This window comes from Curvibacter sp. AEP1-3 (assembly GCF_002163715.1).
Classification (GTDB): Bacteria; Pseudomonadota; Gammaproteobacteria; order Burkholderiales; family Burkholderiaceae_C; genus Allorhodoferax.
The window spans coordinates 87565-107490 of sequence record NZ_CP015698.1; the positions used below are offsets into that span (position 1 = coordinate 87565).

The 19926-nt window shown below is 58.9% G+C and carries 18 protein-coding genes; 9 read left to right on the forward strand and 9 right to left on the reverse strand.

Features of this window, described 5'->3' with window-relative positions:
• Positions 1-641: 641 nt before the first annotated feature.
• The 4 genes from AEP_RS00415 to AEP_RS00435 form a co-directional block, all read right to left on the reverse strand.
• Positions 642-2561, reverse strand: a complete 1920-nt coding sequence (locus tag AEP_RS00415; protein WP_087493567.1) for an AAA family ATPase — start codon at positions 2559-2561, stop codon at positions 642-644.
• The gene (locus AEP_RS00420; protein WP_087493568.1) at positions 2558-2983 is read right to left on the reverse strand and encodes a hypothetical protein; all 426 of its coding nucleotides are present in this window, start codon (positions 2981-2983) and stop codon (positions 2558-2560) included. The genes AEP_RS00415 and AEP_RS00420 overlap by 4 nt, the downstream gene beginning before the upstream one ends.
• 318 nt (positions 2984-3301) lie before the next feature.
• The gene (locus AEP_RS00430; RefSeq protein ID WP_087493570.1) at positions 3302-3811 is read right to left on the reverse strand and encodes a hypothetical protein; all 510 of its coding nucleotides are present in this window, start codon (positions 3809-3811) and stop codon (positions 3302-3304) included.
• A gap of 57 nt (positions 3812-3868) precedes the next feature.
• Positions 3869-4984 (reverse strand): tyrosine-type recombinase/integrase, encoded by a 1116-nt coding sequence (locus tag AEP_RS00435; protein ID WP_087493571.1) that lies wholly within the window; start codon positions 4982-4984, stop codon positions 3869-3871.
• Positions 4985-5130: 146 nt separating this feature from the next.
• Between AEP_RS00435 and dusA the strand changes: the two genes are divergently transcribed.
• The gene (gene dusA, locus AEP_RS00440) at positions 5131-6111 is read left to right on the forward strand and encodes a tRNA dihydrouridine(20/20a) synthase DusA (protein ID WP_087493572.1); all 981 of its coding nucleotides are present in this window, start codon (positions 5131-5133) and stop codon (positions 6109-6111) included.
• Between the two features lie 16 nt (positions 6112-6127).
• Here the strand turns inward: dusA and AEP_RS00445 are convergent, their stop codons facing one another.
• From AEP_RS00445 to AEP_RS00455, 3 genes are read right to left on the reverse strand one after another with little or no spacing between them, the layout of a single operon-like run.
• Positions 6128-6649 (reverse strand): DUF1269 domain-containing family protein, encoded by a 522-nt coding sequence (locus AEP_RS00445; protein WP_087493573.1) that lies wholly within the window; start codon positions 6647-6649, stop codon positions 6128-6130.
• Positions 6650-6657: 8 nt separating this feature from the next.
• Positions 6658-7311: a BON domain-containing protein gene (locus AEP_RS00450; protein WP_087493574.1), complete on the reverse strand. Its 654-nt coding sequence runs from the start codon at positions 7309-7311 to the stop codon at positions 6658-6660.
• 46 nt (positions 7312-7357) lie between these two features.
• Complete coding sequence (locus AEP_RS00455; protein WP_087493575.1) at positions 7358-7993, reverse strand: outer membrane beta-barrel protein; 636 nt, start codon at positions 7991-7993, stop codon at positions 7358-7360.
• Between the two features lie 251 nt (positions 7994-8244).
• On the opposite strand from AEP_RS00455, the gene AEP_RS00460 reads away from it, so the two are divergent.
• Entirely contained in the window at positions 8245-9072 is an 828-nt protein-coding gene (locus tag AEP_RS00460) for a thioesterase family protein (protein WP_087493576.1), read from the forward strand.
• A gap of 108 nt (positions 9073-9180) precedes the next feature.
• The gene (locus AEP_RS00465) at positions 9181-9831 is read left to right on the forward strand and encodes a hypothetical protein (RefSeq protein ID WP_087493577.1); all 651 of its coding nucleotides are present in this window, start codon (positions 9181-9183) and stop codon (positions 9829-9831) included.
• A 15-nt stretch (positions 9832-9846) separates the two neighbouring features.
• On the opposite strand, the gene AEP_RS00470 is transcribed toward AEP_RS00465, so the two are convergent.
• Entirely contained in the window at positions 9847-10731 is an 885-nt protein-coding gene (locus AEP_RS00470) for a sterol desaturase family protein (protein WP_087493578.1), read from the reverse strand.
• Positions 10732-10850: 119 nt separating this feature from the next.
• Here AEP_RS00470 and AEP_RS00475 point away from each other — a divergent pair, with 119 nt between their 5' ends.
• Complete coding sequence (locus AEP_RS00475; RefSeq protein WP_087493579.1) at positions 10851-11774, forward strand: LysR family transcriptional regulator; 924 nt, start codon at positions 10851-10853, stop codon at positions 11772-11774.
• On the opposite strand, the gene AEP_RS00480 is transcribed toward AEP_RS00475, so the two are convergent.
• Positions 11775-12455, reverse strand: coding sequence for a GntR family transcriptional regulator (locus AEP_RS00480; RefSeq protein WP_232459887.1), 681 nt, complete (start codon positions 12453-12455; stop codon positions 11775-11777).
• 124 nt (positions 12456-12579) lie between these two features.
• Here AEP_RS00480 and scpA point away from each other — a divergent pair, with 124 nt between their 5' ends.
• Genes scpA through AEP_RS00505 form a run of 5 tightly spaced genes read left to right on the forward strand, consistent with a single transcriptional unit; the run spans position 12580 to position 19901 of the window.
• Positions 12580-14751, forward strand: a complete 2172-nt coding sequence (gene scpA, locus AEP_RS00485; RefSeq protein ID WP_087493580.1) for a methylmalonyl-CoA mutase — start codon at positions 12580-12582, stop codon at positions 14749-14751.
• Positions 14748-15773, forward strand: coding sequence for a methylmalonyl Co-A mutase-associated GTPase MeaB (gene meaB / locus AEP_RS00490; RefSeq protein WP_087493581.1), 1026 nt, complete (start codon positions 14748-14750; stop codon positions 15771-15773). The genes scpA and meaB overlap by 4 nt, the downstream gene beginning before the upstream one ends.
• A 43-nt stretch (positions 15774-15816) precedes the next feature.
• Complete coding sequence (locus AEP_RS00495) at positions 15817-17349, forward strand: acyl-CoA carboxylase subunit beta (protein WP_087493582.1); 1533 nt, start codon at positions 15817-15819, stop codon at positions 17347-17349.
• 30 nt (positions 17350-17379) lie between these two features.
• Positions 17380-19428, forward strand: a complete 2049-nt coding sequence (locus AEP_RS00500; RefSeq protein WP_087493583.1) for an acetyl-CoA carboxylase biotin carboxylase subunit — start codon at positions 17380-17382, stop codon at positions 19426-19428.
• Positions 19425-19901 (forward strand): VOC family protein, encoded by a 477-nt coding sequence (locus AEP_RS00505; RefSeq protein WP_087493584.1) that lies wholly within the window; start codon positions 19425-19427, stop codon positions 19899-19901. Before AEP_RS00500 ends, AEP_RS00505 begins: the two co-directional genes overlap by 4 nt.
• The last annotated feature ends 25 nt before the right edge of the window (positions 19902-19926 follow it).

Here is a 19926-nt window from a genome sequence, read left to right on the forward strand (position 1 = left end):
CAGTGGGGGGAAAGCTGCCCTTCTAGTTTGGAAATGGCGAATCGCAATCTCTCCACGCTGACCATTGATTGGGTGGTGTATCTGAGGCCCTGACAGATCCTGCAACGAAACTTTGAGTCTCTTAGGTATAGCTTCACAGCGCGCCTTCGGCACGAGGGACAGACGAACCAGGGGCGACTTCCACCCAGACTGCATCTGGTCCGCTCCACCTGCAGAGCTTCCTCAATTAGATTTTTTCCGCTTACATATGTCAGTCGTAGGCCGTCCCGATACGAAAAAATCGAAAGGGCTGACAGAACAGAATTTTTTCGGGGGTGCAGCCAACGCCATTGACCCTGCCAGGGACTTGTTAGGATTCCCCAGCGCTGCAGCTGGCGAATGTCAAGGAATCGGCAGTTCTCTACCTTCAGGTATTCCGGTGGACGTCCAGCGCCCGCCCTTATTCCACCGCGCAACATTGTTCATCCTTTGAATACGAAATCAATTGGAAATTCATGTAACGAATCTCATCTGCGTTGCTTTCCTGGATGACAAAAGTTTCCGGACTGATTGGGACACTCCTTTAGGTTCGTGTCCCTGTCCGTCCTTTTGTCCTAGTCGACATGTCCGTACATTTGTCTTCCACTGTCCGGTTGTCCGATTTAACTGATCCACACATAACCGTCAAAGCAGCCCACCCGCTTTAACTCTAGTAGGCTCATACGTGCGCGGCTAAACGATCTTCGTTTCGAATCCTCTGTAGCACCTGCTTCAGTCATGCCTGACTTCATGCAGCCCAAACGCCAGCGTTCCTCATGGATAAGCCTTGTTCCTTGTTCCATCCGGGCTTCGCCAATTTGTGCCCAATGGTCAAGAATTGCCTTGGGCGGAGTGATGCCCTCGAAATTGATAAGGTCCTCAAGAGTTCTTAACGCAGTTAGCGTGGCAGCGCCCAGCTTCTGCTTTTTCTTGTGTTGAACAATCCCTGCAGGCTCGACAACACAAGAGGTGAGGGTGTCACCGTAAGTGTCATGCCCCAAATCTTCGATATCTAAAATGAAAGTGTGCGAACTTCCGTCCTCTCCGTCCTTTGACTTGGCGACTTTCCAGCTCCGGACGGAATCAGATCTAGATACCTCGATGGCGGAGTCCAACGCGGCGAACAATGAACTGTGTCCCCTTGCTCCCTTACTTGTGTCCTTACCGGTGTGGTGTACGAGAACGACGAGTCCATTTATTTCAGCTTGCAGATACTTCGCCGCCTCAAGGATTTCTCCCATGTCCTTTGAGCTGTTTTCGTCGGCGGTTGGTGCTGCCCTGTTTAGGGTGTCTATGAAAACAACGCTTTGCTTAATGGCAGCTGCAGCTAGGTCAGCCACATCCTGCCTGATTGATAGTTTGAAGGGCTCAAGCAGCATCTTGAGGGATGGGGGTAAGGGTCTGCCTCGTCTCTGGACCCAGGCCTGAGCCCGTAGCTTGAATCCCGATTCGCCCTCCAACGCCGCATAGATCACTTCCCCATGCTCGACCCTCTTGTTGAACCAGAGCGACCCCTCTGCAATTGATGCGGCTAAATCAAAGCCGAGAAATGACTTCCCTGAACCGCTGGGACCATAAATTGCGGCAAGCCCCGTAGCAGGGAGGATTCCCTTCACCCTCCATTGAATCGGGGGCAGTGCAGCAAGCGCGACACCATCTAAAAGTTTGTATCGCCCAGGGTTACCGACTATCTCTGTGTATGTCGGTAATGAGTGCTGCGCTGGAGAGAACTTCCGGACGGCACTCTTCACCAGCTCGGGTATCTCATTGAATCGTGTCCTCCAGCGATCATCCTTTGGAGCCTCACTGCATTTCATAAGGGCACGTATGTAGTCTGTCGCAGCTTTTTCCTTTGTGCCATTTGCAATCATCGATGCAGCTATGTCTCTCAGGCTGTCGTGAAATACGTCCCCGCTATGGACTCGACGCACGAGCTCTTCCATCCCGATAGATGCCGTAAGGTGCGTATCTGACTCCTTCAACGGTTTTAAGCGACTGTATTGAATCTTTTCTGCAAGTTCATGGAAACCCTCCAGCTCCATTAATGGCTCGTTCAGGAGGGTCTGACCTGTCAATGTCAGGTAGCGTCCGTTGCTATACAGCTCAAGATCTAACCCATCGCATTTTCCCTTTGCCCCTTTGTTGAGTGGCTTAGAAATGCCAAATGCCCTTAAGCCTGTTCCAGATGGGGAAACCTCGATGTAACGGGCGTTCATACTTGAGAGAAGTTCGATTGCGGCCGGCTCGGGTGTTCCCTCCTTGATGCAGTGATCGATATCAACACCCGAGATCCCGTCTCCATTCAGAACAAAACCTAGACCTGTGTGGCCGTGTAGCTGATACGCCGCAGCAGCTTCCTCAAAGGTCCCCCACGTCGTGGGATCGGTCGAGCTGGCGTTTCTTTGAGGCGCTTTGGGGCAGCGAGGAACCTTGCGGGGCTTTTCATCTTTGCCGCCCTCTGCGGACCAAGTAACCCAGCGCGGTAGTGCCTTAAGTTCAGCCGGAAACTTGCTGATTACCGGGGATAGAAACTGTGTACTCATTTTGAAAGCACCACAGAAATGGCAGGTGCACGGGACCAGGTACGGTCCTGTTCACTATGGCTTCCATCCCAAATACTGTCTCGCCATTTCCTTATCTGTGCAGCGGCTTCGCTGAACGCCTCCGCTTCCGCCTCAGTACTGAGAGCTTCAATTGCTGCAGTTAGTCCCGCAAGGTATCCATTTCGAAAGAAAACCTCGTTACCGTAGTCTCTGTCCAGCAGTTGCAGCTCTGTGCAATAGATTGGTTTTTGCCCATGTGCTTGAAGCAACTCCCTCCGTCGAGCGAGTAGACGACGCTCTCGAATAGCGGTGAATACGAGTTCAACCTGCTCAGCGCGCAGTTCTTTTTGGGGAAAGGGGTCCAGTTCAATAGTTCGCAGTATCTCGAGAAAGGTGCTGCTATGGGTTGTACGCGTATTCACAGCAGGTCCTTTCCGGAGCTTCGGCTTCCGCTAGTCCTCGCTTCGAGAAACTTGACGACCGCCGGGCGGGGGTAAAGGTAATTTTTACCTAGTCGCACGTAAGCTGGACCTGTGCCACGCTTCCGCCAGGCCACTAGAGTGCTCTCAGTGGTGCCGCTAAGGTCCTGAAAGTCTTCCTCGATAAAGCAGTCGAGGCTTGCCGCCATCTCCCTGCGTATCGCCCTGTCTTGTCCTGGTGTTCTGCTCACGTTTGCCGTCCTTTCAAAGTGTGATGCTGTGGTGTGCATCCAGGACGTAGTGGAATAAAAACAGAGGAAACTAGGTTTCCGAAACCTCCCCAGGTTTAGGTTTGACAACTAGTCGATCGATCAGCTTTCCTATTTCAAATGCATCGAGGTGACTGTATTTCGAAGGATCGTAATCTTCAAAAACGGTGATTTGGGGAGGCGCTTTTCCTCTCATCGCTGACTCAATGACAGACTTTCGATCGATACCAAAGTCGAAAAGACATTGAGCGAAGTTCCTAAGTTCATCATGTAGATCCTCCCTACCGGTAAGACCCAATGCCTTCACGATCTCCGCATCCCTACCCCTTTCAGCTGATTGCCTGTTTGCTTCAAGGATTTTCTCTGCGACTTTTTGAATCCACGCCAGAGTACTGAGATCGAGCCGCTTTTCAGAGTTGGCAATCCGTGCCCACATTCTTATGGAGGCGTGGCGATCACCATCTAATGCTCTTTGTGCCTGGTAGTCGGATCCGAATTCTTCTATGAAATCTCCCTCGGCGATGTCGAGTTGATGCCTCGCTTTGGGTGGTTCGTTTGTCATGAATAGGCCGCCGGTGGAGGAAGTTCCAAACTTGATAAATAGGGAGACTGCTATCGATCAGGGTTTCGGTTTTGAATTGCTTCTGCTGTTGAGCTCACGAACACCGGGTGGCGGGATGATGTCCGAGCCCCGGTTAGCCGATAACTTGCTGACAGTCTCGTGGACGTCGGCGGCTTTGATCGATGTGTACCTGCGCAACATTGTCCACGTCTTATGTCCGGTCATAAGTGCAACGCGTGGTATGTCCAGCCCCATGCGAAAGAAAGAGGCGGTGGCTCTATGTCTGAGGTCATGAAAATGCAAATCAAAGATAGGCGGGGCAACTTTTTTGCATGCTCTAGTGAATGCAGTCGAAACGCTACTTTCGTCATAAGGGAACAGGTAGCCTGATACTTTTTCTTCGATTAACGGTTCCAAAATCGCCCAAGCTGCTGGGAGTAGGGGGACCGTTTGATGATTCCCCTGTTTAATCCTGGGATCCTTGCGGTCTCTGATAACAATCGTCTTCTCTTCAAAATTAATATCTTCGATTTCTAGGCGACAAATTTCACCCTGACGCATGCCAGTCGCTATTGCAAACTTACATAGCGTGGGCATCGGAATTTTTTGTCTAGGGTTGCTATCCCAGTAGCTATACAAACGGGACAGCTCTTCATCGCTCGGCTCCCGATCTCTTTCGTTACTACGAGTTTTCAGTCCTCTGTGGACAAGGCTGGCACGTGCTTCGAGTGCGAGTCGCTCAGAGATATCTAGTTGGCGAGCGTGGCGAGCCCATTTGAGGACCTGGCTGAGGTGGCTGAGGTCGCCTGCTATGGTCACACCACCGGCCCCATCTTTTTCTCGGCGATCGATAAAGTCCCTAAGTAGCACCGAATTTAAATTGACAAGCTTTGCTGTACCAATCTCGCGCTTGAGCATGTTTAGTGTTGCGGCCTTGGTCTTGCCGTAAGGGATCTTGATTGATTCGGTATACCTGTCGATGAGATCGGACACGGTAGAACCTTGGGGAATGGGGATTAATCCGCTGGCTGAGATGTGTTTGGCCTGCGACTCAACACCTGCAGCCCAATCCTTTGCTTCCCGTTTGGTGTTGAACGTAGCGTTCCGATACAAGCCTGCTCTTCTTACCTGTGCTCGCCACTTGCCGCTAGGTAGCTGCGAAAATGCTGCCATCGTGTGCAATCCGTGTGTTTCAAGAGATGCACAGATTATTCACTTTTTCGTTACCTCGTGTGCACGTCATGTGCACTATTTGCACATAGATGACTAATTTGCTATCAGTATTAGAGCAACAAAGCCATATAAATAATGGATTTTTGATGCATAGGCTTAGTGTTGCTCCGATGATGGATTGGACTGATCGCCACTGTCGCTATTTCCACCGCCTATTGAGCCGCCATGCGCTGCTTTACACCGAGATGGTGACCACCGGTGCACTCATCCATGGCGATGTGCCGCGCCATTTGCGCTTTAACGCTGAAGAACACCCCGTGGCCTTGCAGCTGGGCGGGAGCGAGCCTGCCGATTTGGCGCGTGCTGCCAAGCTGGGCCAGGAGTGGGGTTATGACGAGATCAACATCAACTGCGGCTGCCCGTCCGAGCGGGTGCAGCGCGGCGCATTTGGCGCCTGTCTGATGAATGAAGCACCGCTGGTAGCGGACTGCGTGAAGGCCATGGTGGATGCGGTGGATGTGCCAGTCACCGTGAAGCACCGCATCGGGATCGACAAGGAAGAAAGCTACGGTTTTGTGCGCGACTTTGTGGGTACCGTGGCCGATGCAGGTTGCACCGTGTTCATTGCCCACGCGCGCAACGCGTGGCTCAAGGGCCTGAGCCCCAAAGAGAACCGCGAAATCCCGCCCCTGCGCTACGAGCTGGTGTACCAGCTCAAAAAAGACTTTCCGCACCTCACCATTGCCATCAACGGTGGCATTACCAAAACAGCCGAAGTGGCGGGCCACTTGGAGCACGTAGACGGTGTGATGCTGGGGCGCGAGGCCTACCACAACCCCTGGTGGTTGGCCGAGTGGGACAGCGCGTTTTACGGCGCCCCCGAGCGGGAAATCACCCGCGAAATGGTGGAAGCGCAGATGGTGGACTACATGGAGCGTGAGGCCGCGCAACACGGCACCCATTGGTACAGCATTGCGCGCCACATGCTGGGTTTGCGCCACGGCTTGCCCGGTGCCCGGCGCTGGCGGCAGGTCTGGACCGATCACCGCCTCAAGCACCTGAGTGCTCGCGAGGTGATGGCCCTGGCCCACGATTCCGAGTCAAATCGGGCTCTGGCGCCCGTCTGATATGCGCGGGGCGCTACTAATTCAGTAGCGTCTCGGCTACTTCCATGGGTTGGGTGCCTGCCAGGATGGACTTGGCCCGCGCCACCTCGTCGTCGCTGCCGTGCACCATCAGCACGTATTTGTCGGCCTTGAGGGCCGTCTCGTACATGATGACCTGGTCCTTGGGCACGCCCAGCTCGCTCAGGGCTGCACCCACGGCCGACAGGCCTCCCACCAGCACCGCCCCCTCGAGCGCGCTGATGACGACAGACACCACGGGCCCGGCCATGGCCACCATGCCCAGGGGGGGCAACAAAAAGACGGCGGGCGCCATCAGGATGCCCCACATGCTGCCCCAAAAAGCGCCGGTGCTGCCCCATGCGCGGATCTTGTCGCCGGTGCTGTAAAAGCCCACCGGGTGTTCTTCGCTGTGGTAACCCTTGCCGATGAGCGAAAGTTTCCTTACGTCAAAGCCGAACTTCTTGAGGGTCTGGATAGCGGCTTCTGCCTCCTGGTGGGAATTGCAGATGGACACCGAGGCGTTGGTATGCGCTTGCATGGCGGGCCTCAAAACGTCATGGTCATTTTGTCGACCACGCTGGTCACGCCGGGCGTGCTCCAGGCGGCTTCTTTGGCGGTGTCCCGCTCGGTCCAGTTGCTTACATTGCCGGTCAGGGTGAGGGTGCTGCCGTCAATGTCGATGTTGATCTTGCCGGCGTCCGTGTGGGCGCGGCGTACCAGGGCGGCTTCAATGTCGGCCTTGGCCGCGCTGAGCTTGGTGCCGGGCTGCAAGATGATCTGGTTGGAAACACCATTCACGCCCATCAGGTAGCGCACCGCCACAGCGGCGGCCAGTTTTTGGAACTGCCATTCGGTTTGGCCGGTCAATGTGATCCAGCCTTTTTCGACGGTGACGTTTACCTTGTTGCCCAGCGGGGTGGACATCCATTGCAGCGCATTCTTGGCGGAGTTGGCAATGTCGCTGTCGTTGCGGATGCCGCTGGAGGCCAGCTTCACATCAATTTCTACCGCCAGAGCGCGCACGCCCATCACGCGGCGGGCGGCTTTTTCGGCGTGGTATTTCTCCTGGTAGGTCATCACATGGCCGGCCAGGGTGACGACGCCGTCTTTGGCCTCCACACCGATATTTTCGGCGTGAACCGATGGCTCCCAGTGGAGTTCGGCCAGGACGTCTTGTTGGAGTTGGAGATCAGTTTTCATTGTGTGTCTTTCAAGAAGGGGTGAGGGGGATGTACGGACTGCGGTGTCAGTAGTGGTAGCGCAGGCCGAGCTTGGTGGCGCTGATGCGGTCGGTGCTGCTGCCGGGGAACTTCATGGTGTGTTCCTCGTACATCAGCACGCCGGACCATTGGGCTGCCAACTGCAGCTCCACGCCCACGCCGTAGCTCCAGCCAAAATCGCGCTCACTGCCGGACTGCACTCCGGAGGTGGGCGCGCTGGAGACGTCGGTGCGGCCATAAGTGGTGCCTACTTTGCCCAGCAGATTCCACGCAGGGTTGAGTGGCATGCGGCCGATCAGGCTCAGGTTGATGCCGTCCGCCGTGGTGCGGCCGCCGGCGCGGTTGACCGAGCCGAAGTCGGTGTAGCCCGCTTCCAGTCCCCAGTTGGGGCTGAACATGTAGTTACCCATGCTGATGCTGTAAGCGGTGGCGCGCTGGTCGCTGCTGAAAATGCCAAAGCCGTTGCTGGGCTTGGAGAAGTCGGAAGAGCCGACGCTCAGGTCCACATAGCCCGGGCTGTAGGCGTAGCCGGGGGTGGGCGCCATCTGGGCAGCGGCAGGGGCCATGGCAAACGGGGCGGCGAGGCACAGAGCCAAGCCCGCCAAAGTAGCACCGCGGGTGCGCTGGATGCGAGGGGAACCGGTAGGGAAGGGGGATTGCATGGTGAGCAGCCTTTGAGAGAAGAAAAGAACCGGATCACTCCGGGAGACAGCCCCACTGTGGGCGCCTTGCTCGCCGCCATCTGTGCGCAAGCGCGCCTAGCCGGCATGCGGGGCACACATCGACACCCGCGTGACAGGCGCCTTCACTACGTTGCGGCACCATATAGACCTGAGTTATCAGCCTGTAAGCCAAACAGGTATATGGCGCGCAGAATATGCGCGAGCAGCTATCAAAAGAGGAGCAATATTGCATGCCAGACACACAGCACCACACCGCCCCTGCCAGTGCGACCGCCGCCTACACCGCGTTGGGCGGCAACTTTTTTCGCGCCTCTGAACTCACCCGTGGCCCCTGGCACCCGCAGCAGCAACACGCCGGCCCGCCCATCGCGCTGGTCAGCCATGCGCTGGAGGCTGCAGCACAAGCCCATGGTTTGCAACACCTGGCCCGACTCACGGCCAACTTGCTTCGCCCGGTGCCGATTGCAGACATTGAAGTGCGCGTGCAGGAAGACTACGTGGGCCGCAATGCAGGCCATTTCTCGGCAGTGGCGTTGGCCGATGGCAAAGAGCTGATTCGCGCCACCGCACTGTTCCAGCGTGAAGATGACGTGGGCTTGCCCGATGGCCTGCCCGGGCACCCTTTGCCCCAGGCGCCCAAGACCCCGGATGCCTCACCCGTGCAGCGCTTTCCCTTTGCACACCATGAGTTGGGCTACCCCGATCTGGTGGAGACGCGCATCGCCCAAGGGCGCATGTTTGCCGGCCCCAGTGCGGTTTGGTTCCGCATGAGCCATCCTCTGTTGCAAGGGCAGCTGCCCAGCCCGTACCAACGCGTGGCGGTGGCGGCCGACTCGGGCAACGGCATCAGCGCGATTCTGGATTTGTCCACCCACGTGTTTGTGAACTCCGACCTCACCATCAACCTGCTGCGCAAGCCGGTCGGCGAGTGGGTGTGCCTGGATGCCCGCACCCATTTGTCCAGCCACGGCGGGGGGCTGGCCGAGTCGTCGCTGTATGACGAGCAGGGTTTGATCGGGCGGGCAACACAGAGTTTGTTTGTGCGCAAGCGGGCTTAGAAATATTGTTTGTTTTAAATAAATAGTTAATTCGGTTTATATGTTTTAAAATCGCATAAACGTCATCCCCAAAAACGTTGCGGGCATGCGTGTTTCAAGGAGCAAGGCATGTACCGGAAAACTCTGCAAGGTGTGGCGCTGTGCTTGGCATTGGGCTTGGGCGCACATGCCCCGGCACATGCATCGCTGATTTCAGCCCTGGTCAAGTTGATGACCAAAGAAGGCGCGGTGGTCGAAAAGGCGGCTGCACAAGCTGCCTCCAAAGGCGCTGCAACGGGCGCCGCTGTCACGGGCGCCGAGGCAGCCGGCGCCAAGGCCGTCGCCCATACAGGAGAAGACATTGCACACGCATCCGGCTTGGGCAAGGCGGTGCCGGACGATGTGGCCTCCAAGATGCATGGCACTGGCAAAACACTGTCTGACGTGCCGGATGCGGGTGCCAAAGCCTGGCTCTCCAAACCCTTGGACAAACTGCAGAAGACCGACGCCGACCAGATGGTGACCGACTACGTGAAGCTGCTGGAAGGCAAGGCCGCTCAAGGGCCGGCTACCGCAGGGACGCAAGCCGCCACCAAGGCCCCGACGGCGCAAATGAAAAACCCGCCCGAGACCGTGCCTTGGTACGCCGTGCAATTGCTGGTGCGCGCTGCGCACCTGGGTAGCCGCTGGGCGAGCAAAGAACTCAACCGCGTGTGCCAGAACAACCAAGCCGCCGCGTCCAACGGTGCCGCCTGCAAGACGCCGGTGGCTTCGCGCTAACGCTGCGCCCGGCGCTCAGCCCTTTGCCAGCACCCGCGCAGGGTCCGTCTCTTCCACGGCGTTTGCCCGTCCGCCGGGCGCCAGTGCCGAATGTTCGCGTTTTGATTGGATGACGGGGTAAAACATCTCGGTGAACCAGCGCTCTTTGCCGTAAATCAGGTCGTCCTGCAGGCCGACGCGGGCAGGGTATTGGCGGGTAATCTTGGCCGAGCCGAAGATCAGGTCCCACACAAACAGCAGATTGCCGAAGTTGCCTTTGTAGTGGCCAATGCCGTCTTCATTGGTCAGCGCATGGTGCGCCCAGTGCGTGGCCGGGGTGGAGATGGTGCGCTCCAGCACCCAGGCCACGGGGTGCAACCAGCGGTGTTTGTAAAACGGCTCATCCCAGCGCACCGCGCTGTGTGCCCCCATGATGACGGTGAGCTTGAGAACCACGTACACCAGATACACATTGGCAAAACCTAAGTAGATCAGGATGCCCGACATCCAGATGCCCGGCATCATCGCGTAGTAAAAAAAGTTGTTGCGGTAGGTGATGCGGATGCTCATGTAGTGCGCCGTATGGTGCGCGCGGTGCAGCGGCCAGAGCAGTGGCGTATGCGAAAGCCGGTGCCACCAGTACTGCGTCAAATCGTCAGCCACCAGCAGAATGCCGAACATCGCCCACGCCGGCAAATGCGCCCACGCGTTGCGCTGCTCAGGCATGAGCCACGCGCCCAACTTGCCCGTGATGAAAAAGATGCCCGGTTGCAATAAAGCCAGTAGCGCCAGCAGCATGGCGGCTTCGAGCTTGGTGTCGTCGCGGGTCGCGCCGAAATCCTTGTAGCGCCCGGAGCGCCACTCCAGCAGCGCGAATGTCAAAAGGATGCCGAGCAACAAAATGTTTTGTAAGGGGTTCATAGGCCTTGTCTCCTGGTTTTTGTGTGTGTGCCCGGGCGCCATTGTTCGGGTTCTGCTTGATTGCGTCCAATGCATTCGAATGCTAATTTCAATGAGTTCAATGCATTGGATGGATCGCTATGGATATCAAACACCTGACGCACATCGTCGCCTTGGCCGACAAGCGCAATTTCGCCCGGGCCGCAGAGCATCTGCATCTGAGCCAGCCGGCTTTGAGCCGCAGTATTCAGGCCGCGGAGGCCGCACTGAATCTGCGCCTGTTTGACCGTGGCGCGCTGGAAGTGAAGCCCACACCGGCAGGCGAGTTCGTATTGGAGCGGGCGCGCCGGCTGGTGTTTGAGAGCCGCTGCCTGCTGCGGGATGTCAATTTGTACCGGGACCGCACCTTGGGCAACACGGCGTTTGGTGTAGGGCCGTTCCCCGCCGCCACGGTGCTGGCACCGCTGTTGGTGCAGGTGCGGCAGTCCCACCCCGGCGTCCAAATCCGCGCGAGTGTGGGCAACTGGGAGCTGCTGCTAAGCCGCTTGCGGGCTGAGGAGCTGGAGTTTTTTCTGGCAGACACACGCGACATTCCCCGCACGCCGGATCTGGAGGTGACGCAACTGGTGCAACTGCCGGCAGGCCTGTTTGTGCGCGCGGGGCACCCTTTGCTGGAAGCAGGCCCCCTCAAGCCCAAGGGCCTGCTGGAGGCCATGGTGTTGCACGGCATTGCGACTGTGCGGGTGCCTGTGGCCATGCAGACACTGCTGGTTCAGCTGATGGGGCAGAGCAGTGCAGACTCCTTGCCGATTGCTCTGGAGTGTGACGATGTACGCACCCTCAAACACGTGGCACTCGCCACCGACAGCGTGCTGATTGCACCCGTGACGGCCGTGGCTGCTGAAATGAACGAAGGGCGTTTGGTGCAACTCGAGACACCGGGCTTCCCGCCGGCCTACAGCGATTTGGGGCTGGTGATGCTCAAGGGCCGCACGCCGTCTCCCACGGCGCAGCATGTGATTGAGCAGGTCACCGCCATGCTGCAGGCCCCGTCGGGTCGCTGATCATTCGGCTGCGGTCAGGCCGTTGGCAAAGTGTTCGGCCATGCGCTGCGCGGTGAGCGCAGGGTCACGGGCGGCCAGGGCGTCCATGATGGCGCGATGCTCGGCCAGGGATTCTTCAATGCGCCCGGTTTTGAGCAGGGAGTTGTGGCGGTTGAGCTTCATGACCTTGCGCAGGTCGGCCACCATCTGGTCTCGCCAGCGGTTGTTGGCAATCTCCAGCAGGCGCATGTGGAACTTCTCATTCACTGCGAAAAATTGGTCGGTGGTGGCAGCCTTGTCTTTGCCGGGTTTGGCCGCTGCCTCCAGTGCTTTGTGCAATGCCTGCAGTTCCTTGATTTCCGCGTCGGTGGCCTTGGTGGCCACCACGCCGGCCGCGTCACTCTCCAGCAAGCTGAGCAGGTGGTACACATCGGCCAGGTCTTGTTGCGACACCTCGGTTACATAGGCGCCACGGCGCACCTTCATGGTCACCAGACCTTCGGCGGCCAGCACTTTCAGGGCCTCGCGCAGGGGGGTGCGGCTGATGCCGAACTCTTCGGCAATTTTCAGTTCGTCAATCCAGCTGCCGGGCTCCAACTCGCGCTTGAAGATGCGCTGGCGCAGCAGCTCGGCCACTTCCTCATACAGAGGGCGGGGGGCCAGCGATACAGCGGGGCGGGCATCAGACATCAAGGCGGACATGCGGTGGGGCTCAAAAAGTGGGTGGATTGTAAGCTGCAACCAATATTCTGAATCAATAATTATGAATAATGTAAACTTGCCGCGCTGATCCTGCCAGCGGTAACCCATAGATTGCGACCCCGCCATGACCGACAAGACGCCTGAATTTCAATCCGCCACACTGGAAGCCTGGGCCAAGGCTGCAGCCAAATCCGCCCCCGGTGGCAATGTGGACGCGCTGAACTGGATCACGCCCGACGGCATCGCGGTCAAGCCCCTTTACACCGCAGCAGACACGGCGGGCCTGAAGCATGCCGACACGTTGCCCGGCTTTGAGCCCTACTTGCGCGGTCCGCAGGCAACGATGTACGCGGTGCGCCCCTGGACGATCCGCCAGTACGCAGGTTTTTCGACGGCCGAAGAATCCAACGCGTTCTACCGCAAGGCGCTGGCCGCAGGCGGGCAGGGCGTAAGCGTGGCGTTCGATCTGGCCACCCACCGTGGCTACGACTCGGACCACCCGCGCGTGACGGGCGACGTGGGCAAGGCCGGCGTGGCGATTGATTCGGTGGAAGACATGAAAATCCTGTTCGACCAGATTCCGCTGGACAAGGTGTCGGTCTCCATGACCATGAACGGCGCCGTGCTGCCGGTGTTGGCGGGCTATGTGGTGGCTGCAGAAGAACAAGGCGTGAGCCAGGACAAGTTGTCCGGAACGATTCAGAACGACATTCTGAAAGAGTTCATGGTGCGCAACACCTACATCTACCCGCCCGCGCCCAGCATGCGCATCATCGGCGACATCATTGGCTACACCGCCAAGAACATGCCGAAGTTCAACTCGATCAGCATCTCGGGTTACCACATGCAGGAGGCGGGCGCTAATCAGGCGCTGGAGCTAGCCTTCACGCTGGCCGACGGCAAGGAATATGTGAAGACCGCTATCGCTTCCGGTCTGGACGTAGACGACTTTGCCGGGCGCCTGAGCTTCTTCTGGGCGATTGGCATGAACTTCTATCTGGAAGTGGCCAAGATGCGCGCGGCGCGCTTGCTGTGGTGCCGCATCATGAAGGGCTTTGACGCCAAGAACCCGAAGAGCCTGATGCTTCGCACCCACTGCCAGACCAGCGGCTGGAGCTTGACCGAGCAGGACCCGTACAACAACGTGGTGCGCACCACCATCGAGGCGATGGCCGCCGTGTTTGGCGGCACGCAAAGCCTGCACACCAACAGCTTTGACGAAGCCATCGCGCTGCCCACCGAGTTCAGCGCGCGCATCGCCCGCAACACGCAGCTCATCATCCAGGAAGAGACGCACATCACCAATGTGATCGACCCCTGGGCCGGCAGCTACATGATGGAGAAGCTGACCCAGGACATGGCCGACGCCGCCTGGAAGATCATTGAAGAAGTGGAAGCCATGGGCGGCATGACCAAGGCCGTGGACAGCGGCTGGGCCAAGCTGAAGATTGAAGCTGCCGCTGCCGAGAAGCAAGCGCGCATCGACAGCGGCCAGGACGTGATCGTGGGCGTCAACAAGTACAAGCTCAAGAACGAAGACGTGATCGAAGCCCGCGACATCGACAACGTGGCCGTGCGCGAAAGCCAGATCGCCCGCCTCCAAGATATCAAGGCAAAACGCGACTCCGCGCACGTGGAATCTGCGCTGGCTGCTATCACTTCTGCAGCAGAGTCCGGTACCGGAAACCTGCTGGACTTGTCCATCAAAGCCATCCGCCTGCGCGCCACGGTGGGTGAGGTGAGCGATGCGCTGGAGAAAGCATTCGGTCGCCACCGCGCCGACACCAACAAGGTCAGCGGCGTGTACGCAGCCGCTTACGACAGCGCCCAAGGAGACACCATGGAGTACTGGAACGCCCTGAAGGCCGATATTGCCGGCTTTGCCGACAAGCAGGGCCGCCGCCCCCGCGTGATGATCAGCAAGCTGGGCCAGGACGGCCACGACCGCGGCGCCAAGGTGGTCGCCACCGCATTTGCCGACTTGGGCTTTGACGTGGACATGGGCCCGCTGTTCCAGACCCCGGAAGAATGCGCCCGCCAGGCGATTGAGAACGACGTGCACGCGGTAGGCGTATCGACGCTGGCCGCAGGTCACAAGACACTGGTGCCCGCCATCATCGCCGAACTCAAAAAGCAGGGCGCGGACGACATCATCGTTTTCGTAGGCGGTGTGATCCCGCGGCAAGACTACGACTTTTTGTACGCCGCAGGCGTCAAGGGCATCTACGGCCCTGGCACGCCGATTCCGGTGAGCGCACGCGATGTGCTGAGCCAGATCGAAAAGGCCCTCGGGTGACACCTGAAGCCGTGCAGGCCGGTCTGCTGGGGGGCGAGTCCCTCCTCCAGCGCCGCGCCATCGCCAAAGCCATCACGCTGCTGGAGTCCACCCGCGTGGACCACCGGGCGCAGGGCGATGCGCTGCTCACCGCGCTGCTGCCGCACACCGGTAAGTCGTTCCGCTTGGGCATCAGCGGCGTGCCGGGCGTGGGCAAAAGCACCTTCATTGAAGCGCTGGGCCTGTACCTGATTGGGCTGGGCCACCGGGTCGCGGTGCTGACGATTGACCCTTCCAGCTCGGTGTCCGGCGGCTCCATCCTGGGGGACAAGACGCGCATGGAGCACTTGTCCATGCACGAGAAAGCCTTCATCCGCCCAAGCCCGTCCAGCGGTACGCTGGGTGGTGTGGCTGAGAAAACGCGCGAGGCCATGCTGGTCTGCGAAGCGGCGGGATACGACATCGTGATCGTCGAGACCGTGGGCGTGGGCCAGAGCGAGACAGCGGTGCAGGGCATGACCGACATGTTCGTGCTGATGCAACTGCCCAATGCGGGCGACGACCTGCAGGCCATCAAAAAAGGGGTGATGGAGCTGGCCGATCTGGTGGTCATCAACAAGGCCGACATCGACGCCGATGCCGCCACCCGCGCACAAGCGCAGATCACCTCCAGCCTGCGTTTGCTGGGCATGCATGGCAACCCGAATGACCCGCACAGCGACAAACACTGGGCCCCCAAAGTAATTTCACTGAGTGCGTTGCTGGGGCAGGGGGTCGACACCTTCTGGAAAGCTGTGTGTGAATTCCAGACCCTGCAAACCGCCAATGGCTTGTTCAGCCAGCGCCGCCAGAACCAGTCGCTGGCGTGGATGTGGGAGCGGATTGACGCAGGCCTGAAGCAGGCCTTCAAGCAAAACCCGGCGGTGCGCGAGCAGCTGCCTCAGCTCACCGCAGCGGTGCAGGCAGGCCAGTTGGCCGCCAGCACTGCAGCACGCAATCTGCTCTCGGCGCTCGAATTCACTGCGCAAGCAGCTCCTAAATAGATAGCAAATAACAATCCATTTTCTGACCTGAAGGAAGACAAGCATGCAAGACATCCTCGTACAACTGGAAGCCAAGCGCGAGCTGGCCCGCATGGGCGGTGGGCAAAAACGCATCGACGCGCAGCACAAAAAAGGCAAGCTCACCGCGCGCGAGCGCCTCGAAGTGCTGCTGGACGAAGGCACGTTTGAAGAGTGGGACATGTTTGTCGAGCACCGCTGTGTGGACTTCGGCATGGACGAGCAAAAGATCCCCGGCGACGGCGTGGTCACCGGCTACGGCATGATCAACGGCCGCCTGGTGTTTGTGTTCAGCCAGGACTTCACCGTGTTTGGCGGTGCGTTGTCTGAGGCGCATGCCGAGAAGATCTGCAAAGTGATGGACCAGGCCATGAAAGTGGGCGCCCCGGTGATTGGCCTCAACGACTCGGGCGGTGCCCGAATCCAGGAAGGCGTCGCGTCTTTGGGCGGTTATGCCGATGTGTTCCAGCGCAATGTGATGGCCAGCGGTGTGATTCCGCAGATCAGCATGATCATGGGGCCTAGCGCCGGTGGTGCTGTGTACAGCCCCGCCATGACTGACTTCATCTTCATGGTGAAGGACAGCTCCTACATGTTCGTGACCGGCCCTGAAGTGGTGAAGACCGTCACGCACGAAGAAGTGACCGCCGAAGAGCTGGGTGGCGCACTCACCCACACCACCAAGAGCGGCGTGGCCGACCTGGCGTTTGAGAACGATGTGGAGGCGCTGCTGATGCTGCGCCGTCTCTACAACTACCTGCCCCTGAGCAACCGCGAGAAGGCGCCGGTGCGCAAGAGCGGCGACCCTATCGACCGCAAGGACCTGAGCCTGGACACGCTGGTGCCCGACAACCCCAACAAGCCCTACGACATGAAGGAGCTGATCGTCAAAACCGTGGACGATGGTGACTTCTTCGAGATTCAGCCCGAGTACGCCAAGAACATCATCATCGGCTTCGCGCGCATGGACGGCCAGACCATCGGCATCGTGGCCAACCAGCCGCTCGTATTGGCAGGTTGCCTGGACATCAAGAGCTCTATCAAAGCCGCGCGCTTTGTGCGCTTTTGCGATGCGTTCAATATCCCCGTGGTCACGTTTGTGGACGTGCCCGGCTTCATGCCTGGTACCAGCCAAGAGTACGGCGGCATCATCAAGCACGGCGCCAAGTTGCTCTACGCGTATGCCGAATGCACCGTGCCCAAGATCACCGTCATCACCCGCAAGGCCTATGGCGGCGCGTATGACGTGATGGCATCCAAGCACCTGCGTGGCGACGTGAACCTGGCTTGGCCCAACGCAGAAATTGCGGTGATGGGTGCCAAGGGCGCGGTGGAAATCATCTTCCGCGAAGACAAGGGTGACCCTGCCAAGCTGGCGGCCAAGGAAGCTGAGTACAAAGCCCGCTTTGCCAACCCCTTTGTGGCCGGCGCGCGCGGCTTTATCGACGACGTGATCCTGCCGCACGAAACCCGCAAACGTATCTGCCGTTCGCTGGTCATGCTCAAGGACAAGAAGCTGGAAAACCCGTGGCGCAAGCACGGGAACATTCCACTCTGATCGCCGAAGAACAAGAAAAGGACAAGCACCATGTTCACCAAAATCCTGATTGCCAACCGTGGCGAAATTGCCTGCCGCGTGATTGCCACCGCCAAGAAAATGGGCATCAAGACGGTTGCCGTCTACTCCGATGCCGACAAGGAAGCCCGCCACGTGGCGCTGGCGGATGAGGCCATCAATATCGGCCCCGCACCTAGCCGCGAGAGCTATCTGCAGGCCGAAAAAATCATTGCCGCTTGCAAACAAACCGGCGCGCAAGCCGTGCACCCCGGCTACGGCTTCTTGAGCGAGAACGAAGCGTTTGCCAAGCGCTGCGAAGACGAAGGCATTGCCTTCATCGGACCCAAGGCGCATTCCATTGCCGCCATGGGCGACAAGATTGCCTCCAAGAAGCTGGCCAACGAGGCCAAGGTCAACACCATTCCGGGCTACAACGACGCGATTAGTGGCCCTGAGCAGGCGGTGGAAATCGCCAAAGGCATCGGCTACCCCGTGATGATCAAGGCCTCGGCCGGCGGCGGTGGCAAGGGCCTGCGCGTGGCCTTCAATGACAAAGAGGCTTTTGAAGGCTTTGCCAGCTGCCAGAACGAAGCTCGCAACAGTTTTGGCGACGACCGCATCTTCATCGAGAAGTTTGTGCAGGAGCCGCGCCACATCGAGATCCAGGTGCTGGGCGACAGCCATGGCAACGTAATTTATTTGAACGAGCGGGAGTGTTCCATCCAGCGTCGCCACCAGAAGGTGATTGAAGAGGCGCCTAGCCCCTTCATCAGCGACGCCACCCGCAAAGCCATGGGCGAGCAAGCGGTGCAACTGGCCAAGGCCGTGAAGTACCAGAGCGCCGGAACCGTGGAGTTTGTGGTCGGCAAGGACCAGGACTTTTACTTCCTGGAGATGAACACTCGCCTGCAGGTGGAGCACCCGGTGACCGAATGCATCACCGGCCTGGATTTGGTGGAGCTGATGATCCGCGTGGCCGCCGGCGAAAAGCTGCCGCTGACGCAAGCCGACGTGAAGCGCGACGGCTGGGCCATTGAGTGCCGCATCAACGCCGAAGACCCGTTCCGCAACTTCCTGCCGTCCACTGGCCGCCTAGTGCGCTTTGCGCCGCCTGAGCAGACCATGTGGCAGGGCGACACCGAGCACTTGCAAGGCGTGCGCGTGGACACTGGAGTTCAGGACGGCGGCGAGATCCCCATGTTCTACGACTCGATGATTGCCAAGCTCATCGTGCATGGCAAGGACCGCAATGACGCGATTGCCAAGATGCGTGAGGCTCTTAACGGCTTTGTGATCCGCGGTGTGTCGAGCAACATTCCGTTCCAGGCCGCGTTGTTGGCCCACCCCAAATTCGTGAGCGGTGATTTCAATACCGGCTTTATCGCCGAGAACTACGGCAAAGGCTTCTTTGCCGAAGACGTGCCGCATGACGACGCAGCTTTCCTCACCGCGCTGGCCGCCTTTGTGCGCCGCAAGTCGCGCGAGCGCGCAGCGGGCATGTCCGGTCAGTTGCCGGGCTATGCGGTCGACGCAGGCAAAGACTATGTGGTGGTCACGCTGGATGCCGCCGGCAACAACAGCTACACCGCTGTGCATGTGGACGAGTTTGAAGGTGAAACCGGCTCTGCCCAAGTACGGGTGGGCGCGAGCAGCTATGTTATTCGTAGCAAATCGCGCTTGAACGACATTGCCATCACCGGCACGGTGAACGGCAAAGCCTTCACCGCCCAGGTGGAGCGCGGTACGCCCAAAAACCCGCTGGCCCTGCGCGTGCAGCACAACGGCACCCGTATCGATGCGCTGGTCATGTCCCCCCGCATGGCCGAGCTGCACAAGCTGATGCCGCACAAGGCTCCGCCCGACATGAGCCGCTACGTGCTCTCGCCCATGCCCGGCTTGCTGGTCGATGTGGCAGTGGTGCCCGGCCAAAAGGTGCAGGCCGGTGAGCGTGTGGCCGTGATCGAAGCCATGAAGATGGAAAACGTGCTGTTTGCCGCCGCCGATGGTGTGGTGGGCAAGGTGCTGGCCGCTAAAGGCGAGAGCCTGTCGGTCGATCAGGCGATTGTGGAGTTCGTATGACCGCTGCCGAAGTCAAACGCCCCTTCAAGGTCTTGGGCATCCAGCAGATCGCCATTGGCGGCCCTGACAAGAAACGTCTGCAAACTCTGTGGGTGGACATGCTGGGGCTGGAAGTCACGGGTACCTTCCAAAGCGAGAAGGAAAACGTGGACGAGGACATCTGCGCCATGGGCTCCGGCCCGTACAAGGTGGAAGTTGACCTCATGCAGCCCATGGACCCTGACAAGAAACCTGCGGTGCACACCACGCCCTTGAACCATGTGGGCCTGTGGATCGACAACCTGCCGGTGGCGGTGGAGTGGCTCACTGCCAAAGGCGTGCGATTTGCACCCGGCGGCATCCGCAAAGGGGCAGCCGGCTACGACATCACCTTTTTGCACCCCAAAAGCAATGACGAATTCCCGATTGCAGGGGAGGGCGTGTTGATCGAATTGGTGCAGGCCCCGTCTGATGTGATCGCCGCTTTGGGCTGAGGCGCCGTTTTGGCACTGATGCTTG